General features: G+C 70.9%; 12 protein-coding genes. 2 read left to right on the forward strand and 10 right to left on the reverse strand.

Annotation, left to right across the window (positions count from 1 at the left end):
- Window positions 1–14: 14 nt before the first annotated feature.
- The 5 genes from EV684_RS04725 to EV684_RS04745 form a co-directional block, all read right to left on the reverse strand.
- A complete protein-coding gene (locus EV684_RS04725; protein WP_132645053.1) occupies window positions 15–1637 on the reverse strand; it encodes a GGDEF domain-containing protein in 1623 nt (540 codons plus the stop codon).
- Window positions 1637–3055, reverse strand: coding sequence for a dihydrolipoyl dehydrogenase (gene lpdA, locus EV684_RS04730; RefSeq protein WP_132645054.1), 1419 nt, complete (start codon window positions 3053–3055; stop codon window positions 1637–1639). The genes EV684_RS04725 and lpdA overlap by 1 nt, the downstream gene beginning before the upstream one ends.
- A gap of 9 nt (window positions 3056–3064) precedes the next feature.
- Window positions 3065–3379 carry a PspC domain-containing protein gene (locus EV684_RS04735; RefSeq protein WP_132645055.1) on the reverse strand — a complete coding sequence of 105 codons (315 nt, stop codon included), beginning with the start codon at window positions 3377–3379 and terminating at the stop codon, window positions 3065–3067.
- 8 nt (window positions 3380–3387) lie between these two features.
- Complete coding sequence (gene odhB / locus EV684_RS04740) at window positions 3388–4653, reverse strand: 2-oxoglutarate dehydrogenase complex dihydrolipoyllysine-residue succinyltransferase (RefSeq protein WP_132645056.1); 1266 nt, start codon at window positions 4651–4653, stop codon at window positions 3388–3390.
- A 107-nt stretch (window positions 4654–4760) separates the two neighbouring features.
- Window positions 4761–7619: a 2-oxoglutarate dehydrogenase E1 component gene (locus tag EV684_RS04745; protein ID WP_132645057.1), complete on the reverse strand. Its 2859-nt coding sequence runs from the start codon at window positions 7617–7619 to the stop codon at window positions 4761–4763.
- A 305-nt stretch (window positions 7620–7924) separates the two neighbouring features.
- On the opposite strand from EV684_RS04745, the gene EV684_RS04750 reads away from it, so the two are divergent.
- Window positions 7925–8275 carry a hypothetical protein gene (locus EV684_RS04750; RefSeq protein WP_132645058.1) on the forward strand — a complete coding sequence of 117 codons (351 nt, stop codon included), beginning with the start codon at window positions 7925–7927 and terminating at the stop codon, window positions 8273–8275.
- Window positions 8276–8291: 16 nt separating this feature from the next.
- Here EV684_RS04750 and EV684_RS04755 read toward each other — a convergent pair whose 3' ends face one another.
- The 5 genes from EV684_RS04755 to prpR form a co-directional block, all read right to left on the reverse strand.
- Entirely contained in the window at window positions 8292–9245 is a 954-nt protein-coding gene (locus EV684_RS04755; protein WP_132645059.1) for an NAD(P)H-dependent flavin oxidoreductase, read from the reverse strand.
- The gene (locus tag EV684_RS04760; RefSeq protein WP_132645060.1) at window positions 9245–11020 is read right to left on the reverse strand and encodes an acyl-CoA dehydrogenase; all 1776 of its coding nucleotides are present in this window, start codon (window positions 11018–11020) and stop codon (window positions 9245–9247) included. Before EV684_RS04760 ends, EV684_RS04755 begins: the two co-directional genes overlap by 1 nt.
- A 63-nt stretch (window positions 11021–11083) precedes the next feature.
- The gene (locus EV684_RS04765) at window positions 11084–12016 is read right to left on the reverse strand and encodes an electron transfer flavoprotein subunit alpha/FixB family protein (protein WP_132645061.1); all 933 of its coding nucleotides are present in this window, start codon (window positions 12014–12016) and stop codon (window positions 11084–11086) included.
- Window positions 12017–12018: 2 nt separating this feature from the next.
- Window positions 12019–12768, reverse strand: a complete 750-nt coding sequence (locus EV684_RS04770; protein ID WP_132645062.1) for an electron transfer flavoprotein subunit beta/FixA family protein — start codon at window positions 12766–12768, stop codon at window positions 12019–12021.
- Window positions 12769–12896: 128 nt separating this feature from the next.
- A complete protein-coding gene (gene prpR, locus EV684_RS04775) occupies window positions 12897–14828 on the reverse strand; it encodes a propionate catabolism operon regulatory protein PrpR (RefSeq protein WP_132645063.1) in 1932 nt (643 codons plus the stop codon).
- 149 nt (window positions 14829–14977) lie between these two features.
- Between prpR and EV684_RS04780 the strand changes: the two genes are divergently transcribed.
- Window positions 14978–15859 carry an isocitrate lyase/PEP mutase family protein gene (locus EV684_RS04780; protein ID WP_132645064.1) on the forward strand — a complete coding sequence of 294 codons (882 nt, stop codon included), beginning with the start codon at window positions 14978–14980 and terminating at the stop codon, window positions 15857–15859.
- Window positions 15860–15862 lie beyond the last annotated feature (3 nt).

Consider the following 15862-nt stretch of genomic DNA (forward strand, 5'->3'; position numbering starts at 1 on the left):
AGAAGACCGCGATGCTAGCCGGCGTCGTGCACGACCCGGTCGCGGCCCTCGTGTTTGGCGCGGTACAGCAGTGCGTCGGCGCGCGCCAGCGCCGCGGCCAGATCCTCGTTCGGTCGCAGCGCCGTGACGCCGATGCTGACCGTGACCTGCAGCCCCTCGGCGACCTCGCCCCAGGCGTGCTCGGCCAAGGCGCGCCGCACACGATCGAACGCGCCGACGGCCTCGGCCGGTGTCAACGGCGCCAGCGCGACGAACTCCTCGCCGCCCAGCCGGGCCAGCAGATCGGGGCCGCGCAGCGAGGCCGCCATCAGCGCCGCCGCCTGGCGCAGCACGGCGTCACCGACAGGGTGGGAGAAGCGGTCGTTGATGCGTTTGAAGTGATCCAGGTCGAGCACCGCCAGGACCATCGGGCCGAGGCCGCGCCGGGCCTCGAACTCGGCTTCGAGCGCACGCCGGTTGGGCAGCCCGGTCAGCGCATCGGTTTCGGCCAGGCGGCTGAACTGGCGCACGTCGTCCTGCAGGCCCTGGTTGTGGGCGCGCAGCCGGCGGTTCTCGTCGCGCAGCTGCAGGTCCACGAGGCGTGCGGCGAGCTCGTCGACACGCGCGTCCAGCGCCGCGCGCACCGAGGCCATCTGGCGCGCGTGGCCGCGCAGCAGCAGCGGCAGCGCGGCGTCGGGACGACCCGCCAGGTCTTCGGCACGTGCGCGGCGGCGCAGCCAGACCGAACCTTCGTCGGCAAAACGTTCCGCCAGCTCCAGCGCGCAGGCCGCCGAGCGGGATCCGTGCTCGCCGCGCCGGCGCAGCAGCTCGCCATGCAGCAGCCAGCACTCGGCCATCAGCCCCGGCGGCATGTCGCGAGCCTCGTCGACCAGCGCCTGCAGCAGCGGGGCAGCCGCGCCGTCATCGCCGGCACGCACCAGCCAGCCAGCGCGCAGGAAGTCGTGGCTGGTGCGCCCCGGCAGGCCGAGAGCGGCCAGTTCGGCCGTCGTGCGGTCGATCGCTTCCAGCGGCCAGCGCAGCTCGTCCAGCAGCGCCGCCGCCTTGTCGGCGTCGACCTCGTGGAGCTGGTCCCAGGCATGCAGGCCGCTGTGCACGACGTTGATCCGCAGGCGCAGCAGGATCGCGTCGTCGGCCAGCGCCAGGCCGGCCTGCAGCGCGCGTCGCGCCGAATCCAGGGCGTGCAGGTCGAGGCCCAGCGCCTCGAAGGCCAGCGTGACGCCGGTGAAGACGGTGATCACCGCGCGCACGTCGTCGACGTCGGCCATGCGACGCAGCACGTGGCCGACGGCCTGCATCGCCGGCACCGGCTGCAGCGCGCGGGCCCGCTCCGAGGCCAGCAGCACCCAGGCCGAGGCCTCCAGCTCGCCGGCACCGGCGCGCAAGGCGTGTTCGGCGGCGCGCTCGGCCCATTGCTGGGCCGGCAGCGGCTGCTCGCGGTTGGCGTGGCCCTTGGCCAGCAGCAGCGCCGCCTCGCCGGCGTCGCGCCAGGCGCCGCCGGCCAGCGCCTCGTCGTGCAGCGCCTGCACCTCGGGGCTGGCGGCTTCCACGCGGCCCAGGGCAAAGGCGCGACGCAACGCATCCAGGCGCTGCGCGTAGGGCGAAGCCCCGGCCGCAGTCGCCGCGCCGCCAGGCGGCATCAGAAGTTCAGCGTGCGCTTGTCGACGGCGAGCGCCGCTTCCTTCACCGACTCGGCGAGCGAGGGGTGGGCGTGGCAGATGCGCGCGATGTCCTCGCTGCTGGCCTTGAAGGCCATCGCGACGCAGGCCTCGGCGATCAGCTCGCTGGCCATCGGGCCGACGATGTGCACGCCGAGGATCTCGTCGGTCGTGGCGTCGGCGAGGAACTTGACCATGCCGGTCGTGTCGCCCAGCGCACGCGCGCGGCCGTTGGCCAGGAAGGGGAAGGTGCCGGCCTTGTAGGCGCGGCCTTCGGCCTTGAGCTGCTGCTCGGTCTTGCCGACCCAGGCGATCTCGGGGCTGGTGTAGAGCACCCAGGGGATCAGGCCGAAGTCGACGTGGCCATGCTGGCCGGCGATGCGCTCGGCGACCGCGACGCCCTCTTCCTCGGCCTTGTGCGCCAGCATCGGCCCGCGCACGACGTCGCCGACCGCCCACACGCCCGGCAGGTTGGTGCGGCACTCGTCGTCGACGACGATCGCGCCGCGCTCGTCGAGCTTCAGGCCCACGGCCTCGGCGTTCAGCCCGGTCGTGTTCGGCACCCGGCCGATCGAGACGATCAGCTTGTCGACGTCCAGCGTCTTCTCGGCGCCCTTGGCGTCGGCGTAGGCGACGCTGACGCCCTTGGCGCCGGTCTTGATCTCGCCGATCTTCACGCCCAGCTCGACCTTCAGGCCCTGCTTGGCGAACGCCTTCTGCGCTTCCTTGGCGATCTGCTCGTCGGCCGCGCCCAGGAAGGCCGGCAGCGCCTCGAGCACCTGCACCTCGGCGCCCAGGCGGCGCCAGACCGAACCCATCTCCAGGCCGATGACGCCGGCGCCGATGACGCCCAGCTTCTTGGGCACCGCACCGATGCGCAGCGCGCCGTCGTTGCTGAGGATCTTGTCCTCGTCGAAGGGCAGGCCGGGCAGCGCGCGGGCGCTGGAGCCGGTGGCGACGACGACCTGCTTGGCGGTCAGCACGTCCTCGCCGACGGCGATCTCCCAGCCGCCGTCGACCGCCTTCACGAACGAACCGCGGCCGTGGAAGAAGCTCACCTTGTTTTTCTTGAACAGGTAGAGGATGCCGTCGTTGTTCTGCTTCACGACCTGGTCCTTGCGCGCGACCATCTTCGCGACATCGATGGACAGGCTCTTCAGGCCGATGCCGTGCTCGGCAAAGTGCTTGGCGGCGTGCTCGTAGTGCTCGCTGGACTGCAGCAGCGCCTTGCTCGGGATGCAGCCGACGTTGGTGCAGGTGCCGCCCGGGGCCGGGCCGCCCTTGTCGTTCTTCCACTCGTCGATGCAGGCGGTGGCAAAGCCCAGCTGGGCGGCGCGGATCGCGGCGATGTAGCCGCCCGGGCCGCCGCCGATGACGATGACGTCGAAGTTCTTGGACATGAGGTCTTTCTAGACGGGATCCTCGGGCACGAAGATCCACAGCAGCAGGTACAGCAGCACGCCGGTGCCGCCGAAGAAGGCCAGGCCGAGGGTGACGAGGCGCCAGATCCAGCTCTCGACGCCGGTGGCGCGCGCCAGGCCGCCGCAGACGCCACCGAGCCAGCGGTCGGCTCGGCTGCGGCGCAGACGGTTGACGGCGCCCACGGCCGGCGCGGCCGCCGGGCCGTCGAGCAGGCGCGCCTTGGCGCGCGCGAACTCGTCGTCGCTCAGCACGCCGCGCTGGCGCAGTTCGTCCAGGCGCGAGAGTTCGTCGGCCAGGCTCATCGTGCGGGTCAGATGTCGAACAGCAGGCGCGACGGGTCTTCCAGCGCTTCCTTCATCGCCACCAGCCCCAGCACGGCCTCGCGGCCGTCGATGATGCGGTGGTCGTAGGACATCGCCAGGTAGTTCATCGGGCGCACGACGATCTGGCCGTTCTCGACGACGGCACGGTCCTTCGTCGCGTGCACACCGAGGATGGCGCTCTGCGGCGGGTTGATGATCGGCGTCGACAGCATCGAGCCGAACACGCCGCCGTTGCTGATCGAGAAGGTGCCGCCGGAGAGGTCCTCGATCGACAGCTTGCCGTCGCGCGCCTTGGCGCCGTACTCGGCGATCTTCTTCTCGATGTCGGCAAACGACATCTGGTCGGCGTTGCGCAGGATCGGCACCACCAGGCCGCGCGGCGAGCCGACAGCGATGCCGATGTCGAAGTAGCCGTGGTAGACGATGTCGTTGCCGTCGACCGAGGCGTTGAGCACCGGGTACTTCTTCAGCGCCGCGACCGCGGCCTTGACGAAGAAGGACATGAAGCCGAGCTTGACGCCGTGCTCCTTCTCGAAACGCTCCTGGAAGCGCTTGCGCATCTCCATCAGCGGCGCCATGTTGACCTCGTTGAAGGTCGTCAGGATGGCGTTGGTGGCCTGCGACTGCAGCAGGCGTTCGGCGACGCGGGCACGCAGGCGCGACATCGGCACGCGCTGCTCGGGGCGCTCGCCGAGGTTGACCGCGGGCGCGGCCACCGGCGGCAGCGGCTTGGCCACGGCCGGGGCGGCGGGTGCGGCGACCGGCGCGGCGGCCTTGGGCACGGCGGGCGCGGCCAGCGCGCCGAGCACGTCGCCCTTGGTGACGCGGCCGTCCTTGCCGGTGCCCGGCACCGAGCCGGAGGCGAGGTTGTTGTCGGCCATCAGCTTGGCGGCGGCCGGCATCGCGACGCCGGCCTTGGAACCGCCGCCGGCGGGGGCGGCGGCTGCGGGCGCCGGGGCGGAAGCGGCCGGCGCGGGGGCTGCGGCCGCGGGCGCGGCGGCGCCGGCCTTGGCCTCGGTGTCGATCTTCGCGATCAGCTGGTCGCTGGCGACGGTGGCGCCATCGGCCTCGACGAGTTCGGCCAGCACGCCGGCGGCCGGCGCCGGCACTTCGAGCACGACCTTGTCGGTCTCGATCTCGATCAGGATCTCATCGGCGGCGACGGCGTCGCCGGGCTTCTTCTTCCATTGCAGCAGGGTGGCTTCCGCGACCGATTCGGACAGTTGCGGGACCTTCACTTCAACGATTGCCATGGTCTATCTCGGTGTCTTGTTCGGGGCACCGCGGGGCGAGTGGGCCGTGCAGGCCGTCGACCACGCGGCGAGGCCGGGCGCTGCCACACGGCGCACCCGGCACGCGCTCACTTGGTCAACACGAAGCCTTTCAGCTTCCCGTAGGCCTGCTCGAGCAGCGCCTTCTGCTGCTCCTGGTGCAGGTGCGAGTAGCCGACCGCGGGCGAGGCGGACGGCGGCCGGCCGGCGTAACCCAGCTTCTGGCCGTCGAGCATGTTCTCGTGCACGTAGTGCTGCACGAAGAACCACGCGCCCTGGTTCTGCGGCTCGTCCTGGCACCACACGACCTCGGTGGCGTTCGGGAAACGCTTCATCTCGGCCGCGAAGGCCTTGTGCGGGAACGGATAGAGCTGCTCGACGCGGATGATCGCGGTGTCGGCGGCCTTCTTCTCCTCGCGCTTTCGGATCAGGTCGTAGACCACCTTGCCCGAGCAGCAGACGACACGCTTGACCTTGTCGGCCTCGGCCTCCGGGTGCAGCGAGGTCATCACGGTGCGGAACTCGCCGCGCGTGAACTCGGTGAGCGGCGAGGTCGCGTCCTTGGCGCGCAGCAGCGATTTCGGCGAGAAGATCACCAGCGGCTTGCGGAACGGGCGCACCATCTGGCGGCGCAGCAGGTGGAAGATCTGGCTGGCCGAGGTGGGTTGCACGATCTGCATGTTGTTGTCGGCGGCCAGCTGCATGAAGCGCTCCAGGCGCGCCGAGCTGTGCTCGGGGCCCTGGCCTTCGTAGCCGTGCGGCAGCAGCATCACCAGGCCGTTGGCGCGGCCCCACTTCACCTCGCCGGAGGCGATGAACTGGTCGATGACGACCTGCGCGCCGTTGGCGAAGTCGCCGAACTGGGCTTCCCAGATCGTCAGCGTGTTCGGCTCGGCCGAGGCGTAGCCGTACTCGAAGCCGAGCACCGCTTCTTCCGACAGGATGGAGTCGATGACGACGAACGGCGCCTGGCCCTCGGCGACGTTCTGCAGCGGCACGTAGGTGCCGATGTCCCACTTCTCGCGGTTCTGGTCGTGCAGCACCGAGTGGCGGTGGGTGAAGGTACCGCGCCCGCAGTCCTCGCCCGACAGGCGCACCGCGTAGCCGCTGGCGACCAGCGACGCGTAGGCCAGCGTCTCGCCCATGCCCCAGTCGACGTTGATCTCGGCGCGGCCCATCGCGGCGCGGTCGGCCAGCACCTTCTCGACCAGCGGATGCAGCTTGAAGGTCGGCGGCACCGTCGTCACGCGTTCGGCCAGGCGCTTGACTTCGGCCAGCGGCAACGCGGTATCGGCGGCGTCGGTCCACTTCTTGCCGAGGTAGGGCACCCAGTCGACCGCGTACTTGCTCTTGAAGTTGGTCAGCACCGGGTTGATCGTGTGCCGGCCCTCGTCCATCGCGGCGCGGAAGGCCTTGACCATCTGGTCCGGGCCATCGGCCTGCAGCACGCCCTGGGCGACCAGCTTGTCGCCATAGAGCTTGCGCGTGCCCGGGTGCTGGGCGATCTTCTTGTACATCAGCGGCTGCGTCAGGCTCGGCGTGTCCTGTTCGTTGTGGCCGAGCTTGCGGAAGCAGACGATGTCGACGACGACGTCCTTCTTGAACTGCTGGCGGTAGTCCATCGCCAGTTGGGTGCAGAGCACGACGGCCTCGGGGTCGTCGCCGTTCACGTGCAGCACCGGCGCCTCGATCATCTTGACGACGTCCGAGCAGTACAGCGTCGAGCGGCTGTCGCGCGGGTCGCTGGTCGTGAAGCCGATCTGGTTGTTGACGACCAGGTGCACCGTGCCGCCGGTGAAGTAGCCGCGCGTCTTGGCCAGCGCCAGCGTCTCCATCACGACGCCCTGGCCGGCGAAGGCCGCGTCGCCGTGCACCTGCACCGGCAGGACCTGGTTGCCCATCGGGTCGCCGCGGCGGTCCATGCGGGCCTTGGCCGAACCTTCGACGACCGGGTTGACGATCTCGAGGTGCGAAGGATTGAAGGCAAGACTCAGGTGGACCGGGCCGCCGACGGTGGTGACGTCGCTGGAGAAGCCCTGGTGGTACTTGACGTCGCCGGACGGCAGCGCCTCGGGCGCGGTGTGGTCGAACTCGGCGAACAGGTCCTTGGGCATCTTGCCCAGGGTGTTGACGAGCACGTTCAGGCGGCCGCGGTGGGCCATGCCGATGACGATCTCCTGCACGCCCTTCTCGCCGGCGCGCTGCACGAGCTCGTCCATCGAGGCAATGAAGCTCTCGCCGCCTTCGAGCGAGAAACGCTTCTGGCCGACGTACTTGGTGTGCAGGTAGCGCTCCAGGCCTTCGGCGGCGGTCAGGCGCTCGAGGATGTGCTTCTTTTCCTCGGCCGTGAGGTTGGGCTTGCTGCGCGAGGACTCCAGGCGCTCCTGCCACCAGCGCTTCTCGGTCGGGTCGGTGCCGTGCATGAACTCGACGCCGATCGTGCCGCAGTAGGTCTCGCGCAGGGCCTGCAGGATCTCCCGCAGGCTCATGTTCTCGGCCTTGCTGAAATACGTGTTCGCGGCCGAGAACATGATGTCCATGTCCGACTCGCTGAGGTCGTAGAACCCGGGCTCGAGCTCGGGGATCCTGGCGCGCTCGGTGCGCTTGAGCGGATCCAGGTCGGCCCAGCGCGAGCCGAGAACGCGGTAGGCCGCGATCAGGCTTTGGACGTGGACCTGCTTGCGCGCGACGGCAAGGTCGCTGGCGCTGGCCTTGAGCGCGAAGGCGTTGGCCTTGGCGCGCTGGGCGAAGGATTCGACGACCGGGGCGTGGGCGACGTCGCGGCTGTCGGAGCCGTCGACCGCGGGCACGTGCTGGAGGTTGTCGAAGTAGGCGCGCCAGTTGTCGGGCACGCTGCCGGGGTTGTCGAGGTAGGCCTCGTAGAGTTCCTCGACGTACGGGGCATTGCCCCCGAACAGGTACGAATTCGACCTGTACTGCTGCATCATCTCTCGCGCACCTTTCGCCCCGGTTCCCAGGGCTACGATGGGTTGATCAACCTTCCGCGGCCCCGGCTTCACCGGTTGGCGGATTGCGACCCGCCTTGCTGCACATCTGACTCAGCAAGGGGACGGGAAGGACCAGACACGTTCCGTATCCAGCGGAGGACTTTAGCACTTGTACTGGATTCGAGTGGGGTGATCTGAGCCAGCGCAAACCCGGGCGGCTTCGGGCCCGGCGTGGCAAATGGCACGCGGGGGCGGTCTTCATCGGCGCTTGGCGGCCCGCCATCCGGGCGCACACTGCGCCCGCCATGTCCACCCGCCGCATCCTGCTCGTGCCCGAGGCGCCGCCCAAGCCGGCGACCGGCGAGCCCTGCAACGGCTGCGGCGTCTGCTGCGCCGCCGAGCCCTGCCCGCTGGGCGTGTGGATCTCGCGCCGCCGCCACGGCGCCTGTGCGGCGCTGGTCTGGGTGGAGGGCGACGGCCGCTACCGCTGCGGCGCGATCGCCGAGCCCGGCCGCCATCTGCCGTGGCTGCCCTCGGCCTGGGCGACGCGGCTGGCGCGGCGCTGGATCGCCGCGGGCGTCGGCTGCGACGCCGACTACGAGGTGCTGGACGCGAAACGGGCCGGCGACGCCGCGGACGGCGACCCGGCCCGTTGAGCCCGGCGGGGCCGACTCAGTCCGCCAGGCCCAGGCGGCCCCGCGCCGCGTCGTACTCGCGCTTGAGCCGCGCGACCAGTTCGCCGGCCGGCAGCACCGCCTTCACGGCGCCGATCCCCTGGCCGCAGCCCCAGATGTCCTTCCAGGCCTTGGCGCCGTCGCCGCCGAAGTTCATCTTCGACGGGTCGCTCTCGGGCAGGTGATCCGGGTCCAGCCCGGCGTTGCGGATCGACGGCTTCAGGTAGTTGCCGTGCACGCCGGTGAAGAGGTTGGAATAGACGATGTCGTCGCTGTCGCAGTCGACGATGCACTGCTTGTAGGCGTCGGCGGCACGCGCCTCCTCGGTGGCGATGAAGGCCGAGCCGATGTAGGCCAGGTCGGCGCCCATCGCCTGCGCGGCCAGCACCGCGTCGCCGGTGGCGATCGAGCCCGACAGCGCCAGCGGCCCGTCGAACCAGGCGCGGATCTCCTGGATCAGCGCGAACGGGCTCTTGACGCCGGCATGGCCGCCGGCGCCGGCGGCCACCGCGATCAGGCCGTCGGCGCCCTTCTCCACCGCCTTGTGCGCGAAGGCGTTGTTGATGACGTCGTGCAGCACGAGGCCGCCCCAGGCGTGCACCGCGGCGTTGAGGTCGCTGCGTGCACCCAGCGAGGTGATGACCAGCGGCACCTTGTAGCGCGCGCAGACCTCCAGGTCGTGCTCGAGCCGGTCGTTGCTCTTGTGCACGATCTGGTTGATCGCGAACGGCGCCGACTTGCGCCCGGGGTGGTCGCGGTCCCAGGCGGCCAGCGTCTCGGTGATCTCGGCCAGCCACTCGTCGAGCTGCGAGGCCGGCCTGGCGTTAAGCGCCGGCATCGAGCCGACGATGCCGGCCTTGCACTGCTCGATGACGAGCTTGGGGTTGCTGATGATGAACAGCGGCGAGCCGATGACCGGCAGCGCCAGGTGTTGCAGCACGGGCGGCAGCATCAGAAGGCCTCCAGCTCGAGCGCGGTGACCGATTCGGCACCGTCGACGATCGCGTCGCGCAGCCCGCCGCAGCGCACCAGCAGGTGGTCGCCATAGAAGCGTGCGGTGGCGATCTTGGCCTTCATGAACTCGGGGTCCTCGCCGGCGGCGAGGCGCTGTTCGGCGACGAGCAGCGCGCGCGCCATCTGCCAGCCCGCGACCGCGGTGCCGGCCAGCATCAGGTAGGGCACGCTGCCGGAGAACACGGCGTTCGGCTCGCTCTTCACCTTGGCGAGCACGAAGTCGACGACGTCGAGGAAGGCACGGCGCGCGGCGCCCAGGTGGCGCGCCATCGCCAGCGCGGCGGCGCTGCCGGAGGCCGCGAGCTCGCCTTCGGTGGCTTCGATCCGCGCGGCGATCGCACGCGCCGTGGCGCCGCGGTCGCGCGCCGTCTTGCGGCCGACCAGGTCGTTGGCCTGGATCGCCGTCGTGCCTTCGTAGATCGTCAGGATCTTGGCGTCGCGCAGGTGCTGGGCGGCGCCGGTCTCCTCGATGAAGCCCATGCCGCCGTGCACCTGCACGCCCAGGCTGGCGACGTCCAGGCTCATCTCGGTGGACAGGCCCTTCACCAGCGGCACCAGGAACTCGTAGAAGGCCTGGTTCTGCTGGCGCGCGGCGTCGTCCGGATGCGCATGCGCGGCGTCGTAGGCGGCCGCGGCCACCAGCGCCATCGCGCGGCAGCCTTCGGTGTGGGCACGCATCGTCATCAGCATGCGGCGCACGTCAGGGTGGCGGATGATGGCCGAAGCCCCCGGCGTCGAGCCGTCGACCGGGCGGCTCTGCACGCGGTCGCGGGCGTAGGCCACGGCCTGCTGGTAGGCGCGTTCGGCCAGCGCGATGCCCTGCACGCCGACGCCGAAGCGCGCGGCGTTCATCATGATGAACATGTACTCGAGGCCGCGGTTCTCCTGGCCGACGAGCTGAGCCACCGCGCCGCCTTGGTCACCGAACTGCAGTACTGCCGTTGGGCTGGCCTTGATGCCCAGCTTGTGTTCGATGCTGACGCAGTGCACGTCGTTGCGCGTGCCGTCGGGAAGGTGCTTCGGGCAGACGAACAGCGAGATGCCCTTCACGCCCTCGGGCGCACCGGCCACGCGTGCGAGCACGAGGTGGACGATGTTCTCGGCCATGTCGTGTTCGCCCCAGGTGATGAAGATCTTCGTGCCGAAGAGCTTGTACGTGCCGTCGCCCTGCGGCTCGGCGCGCGTGCGCACCAGCGACAGGTCGCTGCCGGCCTGCGGCTCGGTCAGGCACATCGTGCCGGTCCAGCGCCCCGAGATCAGGTTCGGGATGTAGGCCTGCTGCATCTCGTGGCTGCCGGCGGTCAGCAGCGCCTCGATCGCGCCGTCGCTGAGCAGCGGGCACAGCGCGAAGGCGATGCTGGCGCTGTTGACCATCTCGCCGCAGGCCGCGCCGATCAGCTTGGGCAGGCCCTGACCGCCGAACTCCACCGGGTGCTGCAGCCCCTGCCAGCCGGCTTCGGCGAACTGGTGGAAGGCCTGCTTGAAGCCGGGCGTCGCGTGCACCTGGCCGTCGGCGAAGTTCGACGGCCTGACGTCGCCTTCACGGTTCAGCGGGGCGACGACGTCCTCGTTGAAACGCGCGCACTCCTCCAGCACGGCGGCAGCGGTATCCAGTCCGGCGTCCTCGAATCCGGGCAGCGCGGCGACGGCGTCGATGCCGGCCAGCTCCTTCATCACGAACAGCATGTCCTTCACCGGGGCACGGTAGGTCATTGTGGGTCTCCAGATGGAAAAAAGGCGCCGCGGACGGCGCCTGAGGGACGAATCAGTTCAGGTTCACAGGGCGGCGACCAGTTCCGGCACCGCGGTGAACAGGTCCGCCTCCAGGCCGTAGTCGGCGACGCTGAAGATCGGGGCCTCCGGATCCTTGTTGATCGCGACGATGACCTTGCTGTCCTTCATGCCGGCCAGGTGCTGGATCGCACCGCTGATGCCGGCGGCGATGTAGAGCTGCGGCGCGACGATCTTGCCGGTCTGGCCGACCTGCCAGTCGTTGGGCGCGTAACCGGCGTCGACCGCGGCGCGGCTGGCGCCGAGCGCGGCGCCCAGCTTGTCGGCCAGCGGCAGCAGCACCTCGTTGAACTTGTCGCTCGAACCCAGCGCGCGGCCGCCGGAGACGATGATCTTCGCGGCGGTCAGCTCGGGCCGGTCGCTGGCGGCGATCTCGCTGCCGACGTAGACCGACAGGCCGGCGTCGGCCACGGCCGGGACGGACTCGATCGCGGCGCTGCCGCCAGTCGCCGCCGCGGCGTCGAAGCCGGTGGTGCGCACCGTGATCACCTTGACCGGGTCGGCGCTCTGCACCGTGGCGATGGCGTTGCCGGCGTAGAACGGGCGCTCGAAGGTGTCGGCCGAGACGATCTTCGTCGCGTCGCTGATCTGGGCGACGTCGAGCAGCGCGGCCACGCGCGGGGCGACGTTCTTGCCGCCGGCGGTCGAGGGGAACAGCACGTGGCTGTAGTCCTTGGCGACGGCGACGACCTGGGCCGACAGGTTCTCGGCCAGGCCGTGGGCCAGCGCCGCGCCGTCGGCGTGCAGCACCTTGGCGACACCGGCGATCTGCGCCGCGGCCTGGGCGGCGCCGGCGGCGTTCTCGCCGGCGACCAGCACGTGCACGTCACCGCCGCAGGCCAGCGCCGCGGTGACGGTGTTCAGGGTCGCGCCCTTGATGGTCGCGTTGTCGTGTTCGGCAATGACGAGGACGGGCATCTTCAGATCACCTTGGCTTCGTTCTTGAGCTTCGCGACGAGCGTCGCGACATCGGGCACCTTGACGCCGGCGCCGCGCTTGGGTGGCTCGCTGACCTTCAGCGTCTTCAGCCGCGGCGTCACGTCGACGCCCAGATCGGCCGGCTTGACGACCTCCAGCGGCTTCTTCTTGGCCTTCATGATGTTGGGCAGCGTGACGTAGCGCGGCTCGTTCAGGCGCAGGTCGGCGGTGACGACGGCCGGCAGCTTCAGGTCGACGGTCTCGGCACCACCGTCGATTTCGCGCGTGATCTTGGCGCGGCCGTCGGCGATCTCGATCTTGCTGGCGAAGGCACCTTGCGCCAGGCCGGCGAGCGCGGCCAGCATCTGGCCGGTCTGGTTGGCGTCGTCGTCGATCGCCTGCTTGCCGACGATGACGAGGCCCGGCTGCTCCTTGTCGACCAGCGCCTTCAGCAGCTTGGCGACGGCCAGCGGCTGCAGCTCTTCGGTGGTCTCGACGAGGATGGCGCGGTCGGCACCGATCGCCATCGCGGTGCGCAGCGTCTCCTGGCACTGCGTGACGCCGCAGGACACGGCGACGATCTCGGTCGCGACGCCCTTCTCCTTCAGACGAACGGCCTCCTCGACGGCGATCTCGTCGAAGGGGTTCATGCTCATCTTGACGTTGGCGATGTCGACCCCGGTGCCGTCGCTCTTCACGCGGACCTTGACGTTGTAATCGACCACCCGCTTGACGGGGACCAGCACCTTCATGCCTCAGCTCCTGGGAGTTGACGTTGACGTTACCCGACGATTCTAGTGGGGGGTTCCAGACGCGCCGGCCGGAACCCCCAGGAATCGAACGATCGTTCTATTTTGGGCGAACCCCATCAGGGTGAACACTAGGATTCCCCCTGCCCCGCGCACGGTCCAGGCGGCTCGCGCAGCCAGCGCCACAGCGTGCTGCGGTTGACGCCCAGCGCCTGCGCGGCGTCGCCGGCCCGGCCGCCACATCGCGCCAGCGCCTGTCGGGCGCGTTCGGCCCGCGGCAGGGCGCCATCGGCCGACGCCTGCGGCGCCGCGGCAAAGACCTCGGGACACTCGTGCACGAACTCGGCCAGCGGCAGGTCCTCCAGCCGTTCGGCCTGCAAGGCGAAGACCGCCAGGCGCTCCATCGTGTTCTCCAGCTCGCGCACGTTGCCCGGCCAGGCATGGCGTTCCAGCGCCGGCAGCAACGGCGACAGCAGCGGCGCGGCCTCCAGCCGCGAGCCGTGGCGCGCCAGCGCGTCGGCCAGCAGCGCCTGGGCCAGCGCGGCGACGTCGCCGGGGCGCTCGCGCAGCGGCGGCAGCACCAGACGCAGCGTGTCCAGCCGGTGCAGCAGGTCGTGGCGGAAGCGCCGCCCGGCGACCATCTGCTCCAGCGGCTGGTGGGTGGCGGCGATCACGCGCACGTCGACGGGAATGGCCAGGGTCGAGCCCAGGCGCTGGATCTCGCGCTGCTGCAGCACCCGCAGCAGCCGCGTCTGCAGCGCCAGCGGCATGTCGCCGACCTCGTCGAGGAACAGCGTGCCGGTGTGCGCGGCCTCGAACAGCCCGCGCTGGCCGCCGCGGCGCGCGCCGGTGAAAGCGCCTTCCTCGTGGCCGAAGAGTTCGCTCTCCAGCAGCCCTTCGGGCAGCGCGGCGCAGTTGATCGCGACGAAGGGCCGCGCGGCGCGCGCGCTGGCCTGGTGGATGGCCTGGGCCAGCAACTCCTTGCCGGTGCCGCTCTCGCCGCGGATCAGGATCGCGAGTTCGGTGCGGGCGTAGCGGCCTGCGGTCTGCAGCGTGCGCACGAACGCCGGCGCCTGGCCCAGCAGGTCATCGAAACACCAGCGTGTGCGCGGTGCCGAGGGCTGCTGGCGCCGGCGCTGCTGGATGCGCAGCCGGTTGTCGGCTTCGTGGATCGTGCCGGCCTCGTACAGCGTCAGCGTCGCGCCGGCGACGCGACCCTGCTCCAGCAGCGGCCGGCGCGCCGCAACCCAGTCGCGGCCGTTCAGGCGCAGCACGCTGCCGTCGTCGGGCGGCGCACCACGCAGCACAGGCGCCAGCGCCAGTTCCTCGGGCAGGGCGTCGAGCGTGCGCCCGACCAGGGCCAGCACCGGCTCGCCCAGCGCCCGCTGCATCGCCGGGTTGGCGGCGGTGACGACACCGTGGCGGTCGACGGCCAGCACCGCGTCCTGCAGATGCTGCAGCACGGCGTTGAGCTGGCCGGTGCGTCCGGCCTCCAGCCGGGCGACACGCGCCAGTTCCAGCGCGTCGTCGAAACCGCGCCGGATGCCGTCCAGCGAATAGGCGAGCACGCCTTCGATGCCCGCCTGGGCCGCGTACTCCAGCACCAGGCTGGAACCGACGACGACCGGGAAACCCTCGTCGCGCAACTCGCGCAGCCGCTCCCGCGCCTCCTCGGGCGTCGTGTAGGCGCACTGGCGGATCTCCAGGTTCAGCAGGCTCTTGGCGGCGTCGAGCTCGGGGATCGTGCTGCCGTAGTGCAGCACGCCGACCCGCGGATGGCGCTCGCGCGCGCGCAGCAGCGCCTGCAGGATGTCGAAGCCGCCGGCCTGGATGGTCGCCACCGGCGCCGGCAGGTGGCGGCGGATCAGGCTGGCATTGGCGCCGGCGCTGACGAAGACGTCGACCGCACGCCGCGCCAGGCGCGCGCGTGCTGCCGCCAGCGCGGCGTCGAAGGCACCGTCGACGACCTCGATGCGCGCCCGGCCGGCGTACTCGGCGACCACCGGCGCGGCGAAGTGGCGCAGCGCGGGGTAGGACAGGAAACAGAGTCGGGGCAGGCTCATCAAGGCTCCGGCGTTGCAGCAGTGTTGCAGTGGCGTTGCGTGCAACACCAGCGCGACAACCCTGAGTCGGCAACGTCAGGCGCGACAAGCACTTGCGTTCGGCGCCTGGGACAAACCCGGCGTGGCACGGGCTCTGCACCATGGCGGGCATGGACACGCCCACCCTGCCCCCTCCCCCGACGCTGCGCCAGCGGCTGCAGCAACCCGGCCTCGTCGTCGCGCCCGGCGTGCACGACATGGTCTCGCTGCGCCAGGCCGACGCGCTCGGTTTCGACGCGCTCTACATGACCGGCTTCGGCACCGTGGCCAGCCATCTCGGGCTGCCCGACGCCGGCCTGGCGACCTACACCGACATGCTCGGCCGCGTGCGCCAGATGGCCTCGCTGGCGCGCACGCCGCTGATCGCCGACGGCGACACCGGCTACGGCGGCCTGCTCAACGTCGCGCACACGGTGCGCGGCTACGAGGCGGCCGGCGCCCAGGCCATCCAGCTCGAGGACCAGGAGTCGCCGAAGAAGTGCGGCCACACGCCCGGCCGCCGCGTCGTGCCGGCCGACGAGATGGTGAAGAAGATCCGCGTCGCCGCTGACGCGCGCCGCAGCGCCGACTTCCTGATCATCGCGCGCACCGACGCGCGCACCACGCTCGGCCTGGACGAGGCCTTGCGCCGCGCCGAGGCCTATGCGCGTGCCGGCGCCGACATCCTGTTCGTCGAGTCGCCCGAGAGCGTCGACGAGATGCGCCGCATCGGCCAGGCGGTCGACCGGCCGCTGCTGGCCAACATGGTCGAAGGCGGGCGCACGCCCGTGCTGGCGCGCGCCGAACTGGAGGCGCTGGGCTACCGCATCGCGATCTTCCCGGTCAGCGCGCTGCTGGCGGCGACGCAGGCGATGCGCGCCGTCTACCGCCACCTGCGCGAACACGGTTCGAGCGCCGGCATGGCGCAGCCGCTGATGGACTTCGGCACGCTGACCACGCTGATGGGCTTCCCGGAGGTGCACGCCTTCGAGCGCCGCTGGGCCGAGGACTGAACA

The sequence above is a fragment of the Rubrivivax gelatinosus genome (assembly GCF_004340905.1).
Classification (GTDB): Bacteria; Pseudomonadota; Gammaproteobacteria; order Burkholderiales; family Burkholderiaceae_C; genus Rubrivivax; species Rubrivivax gelatinosus.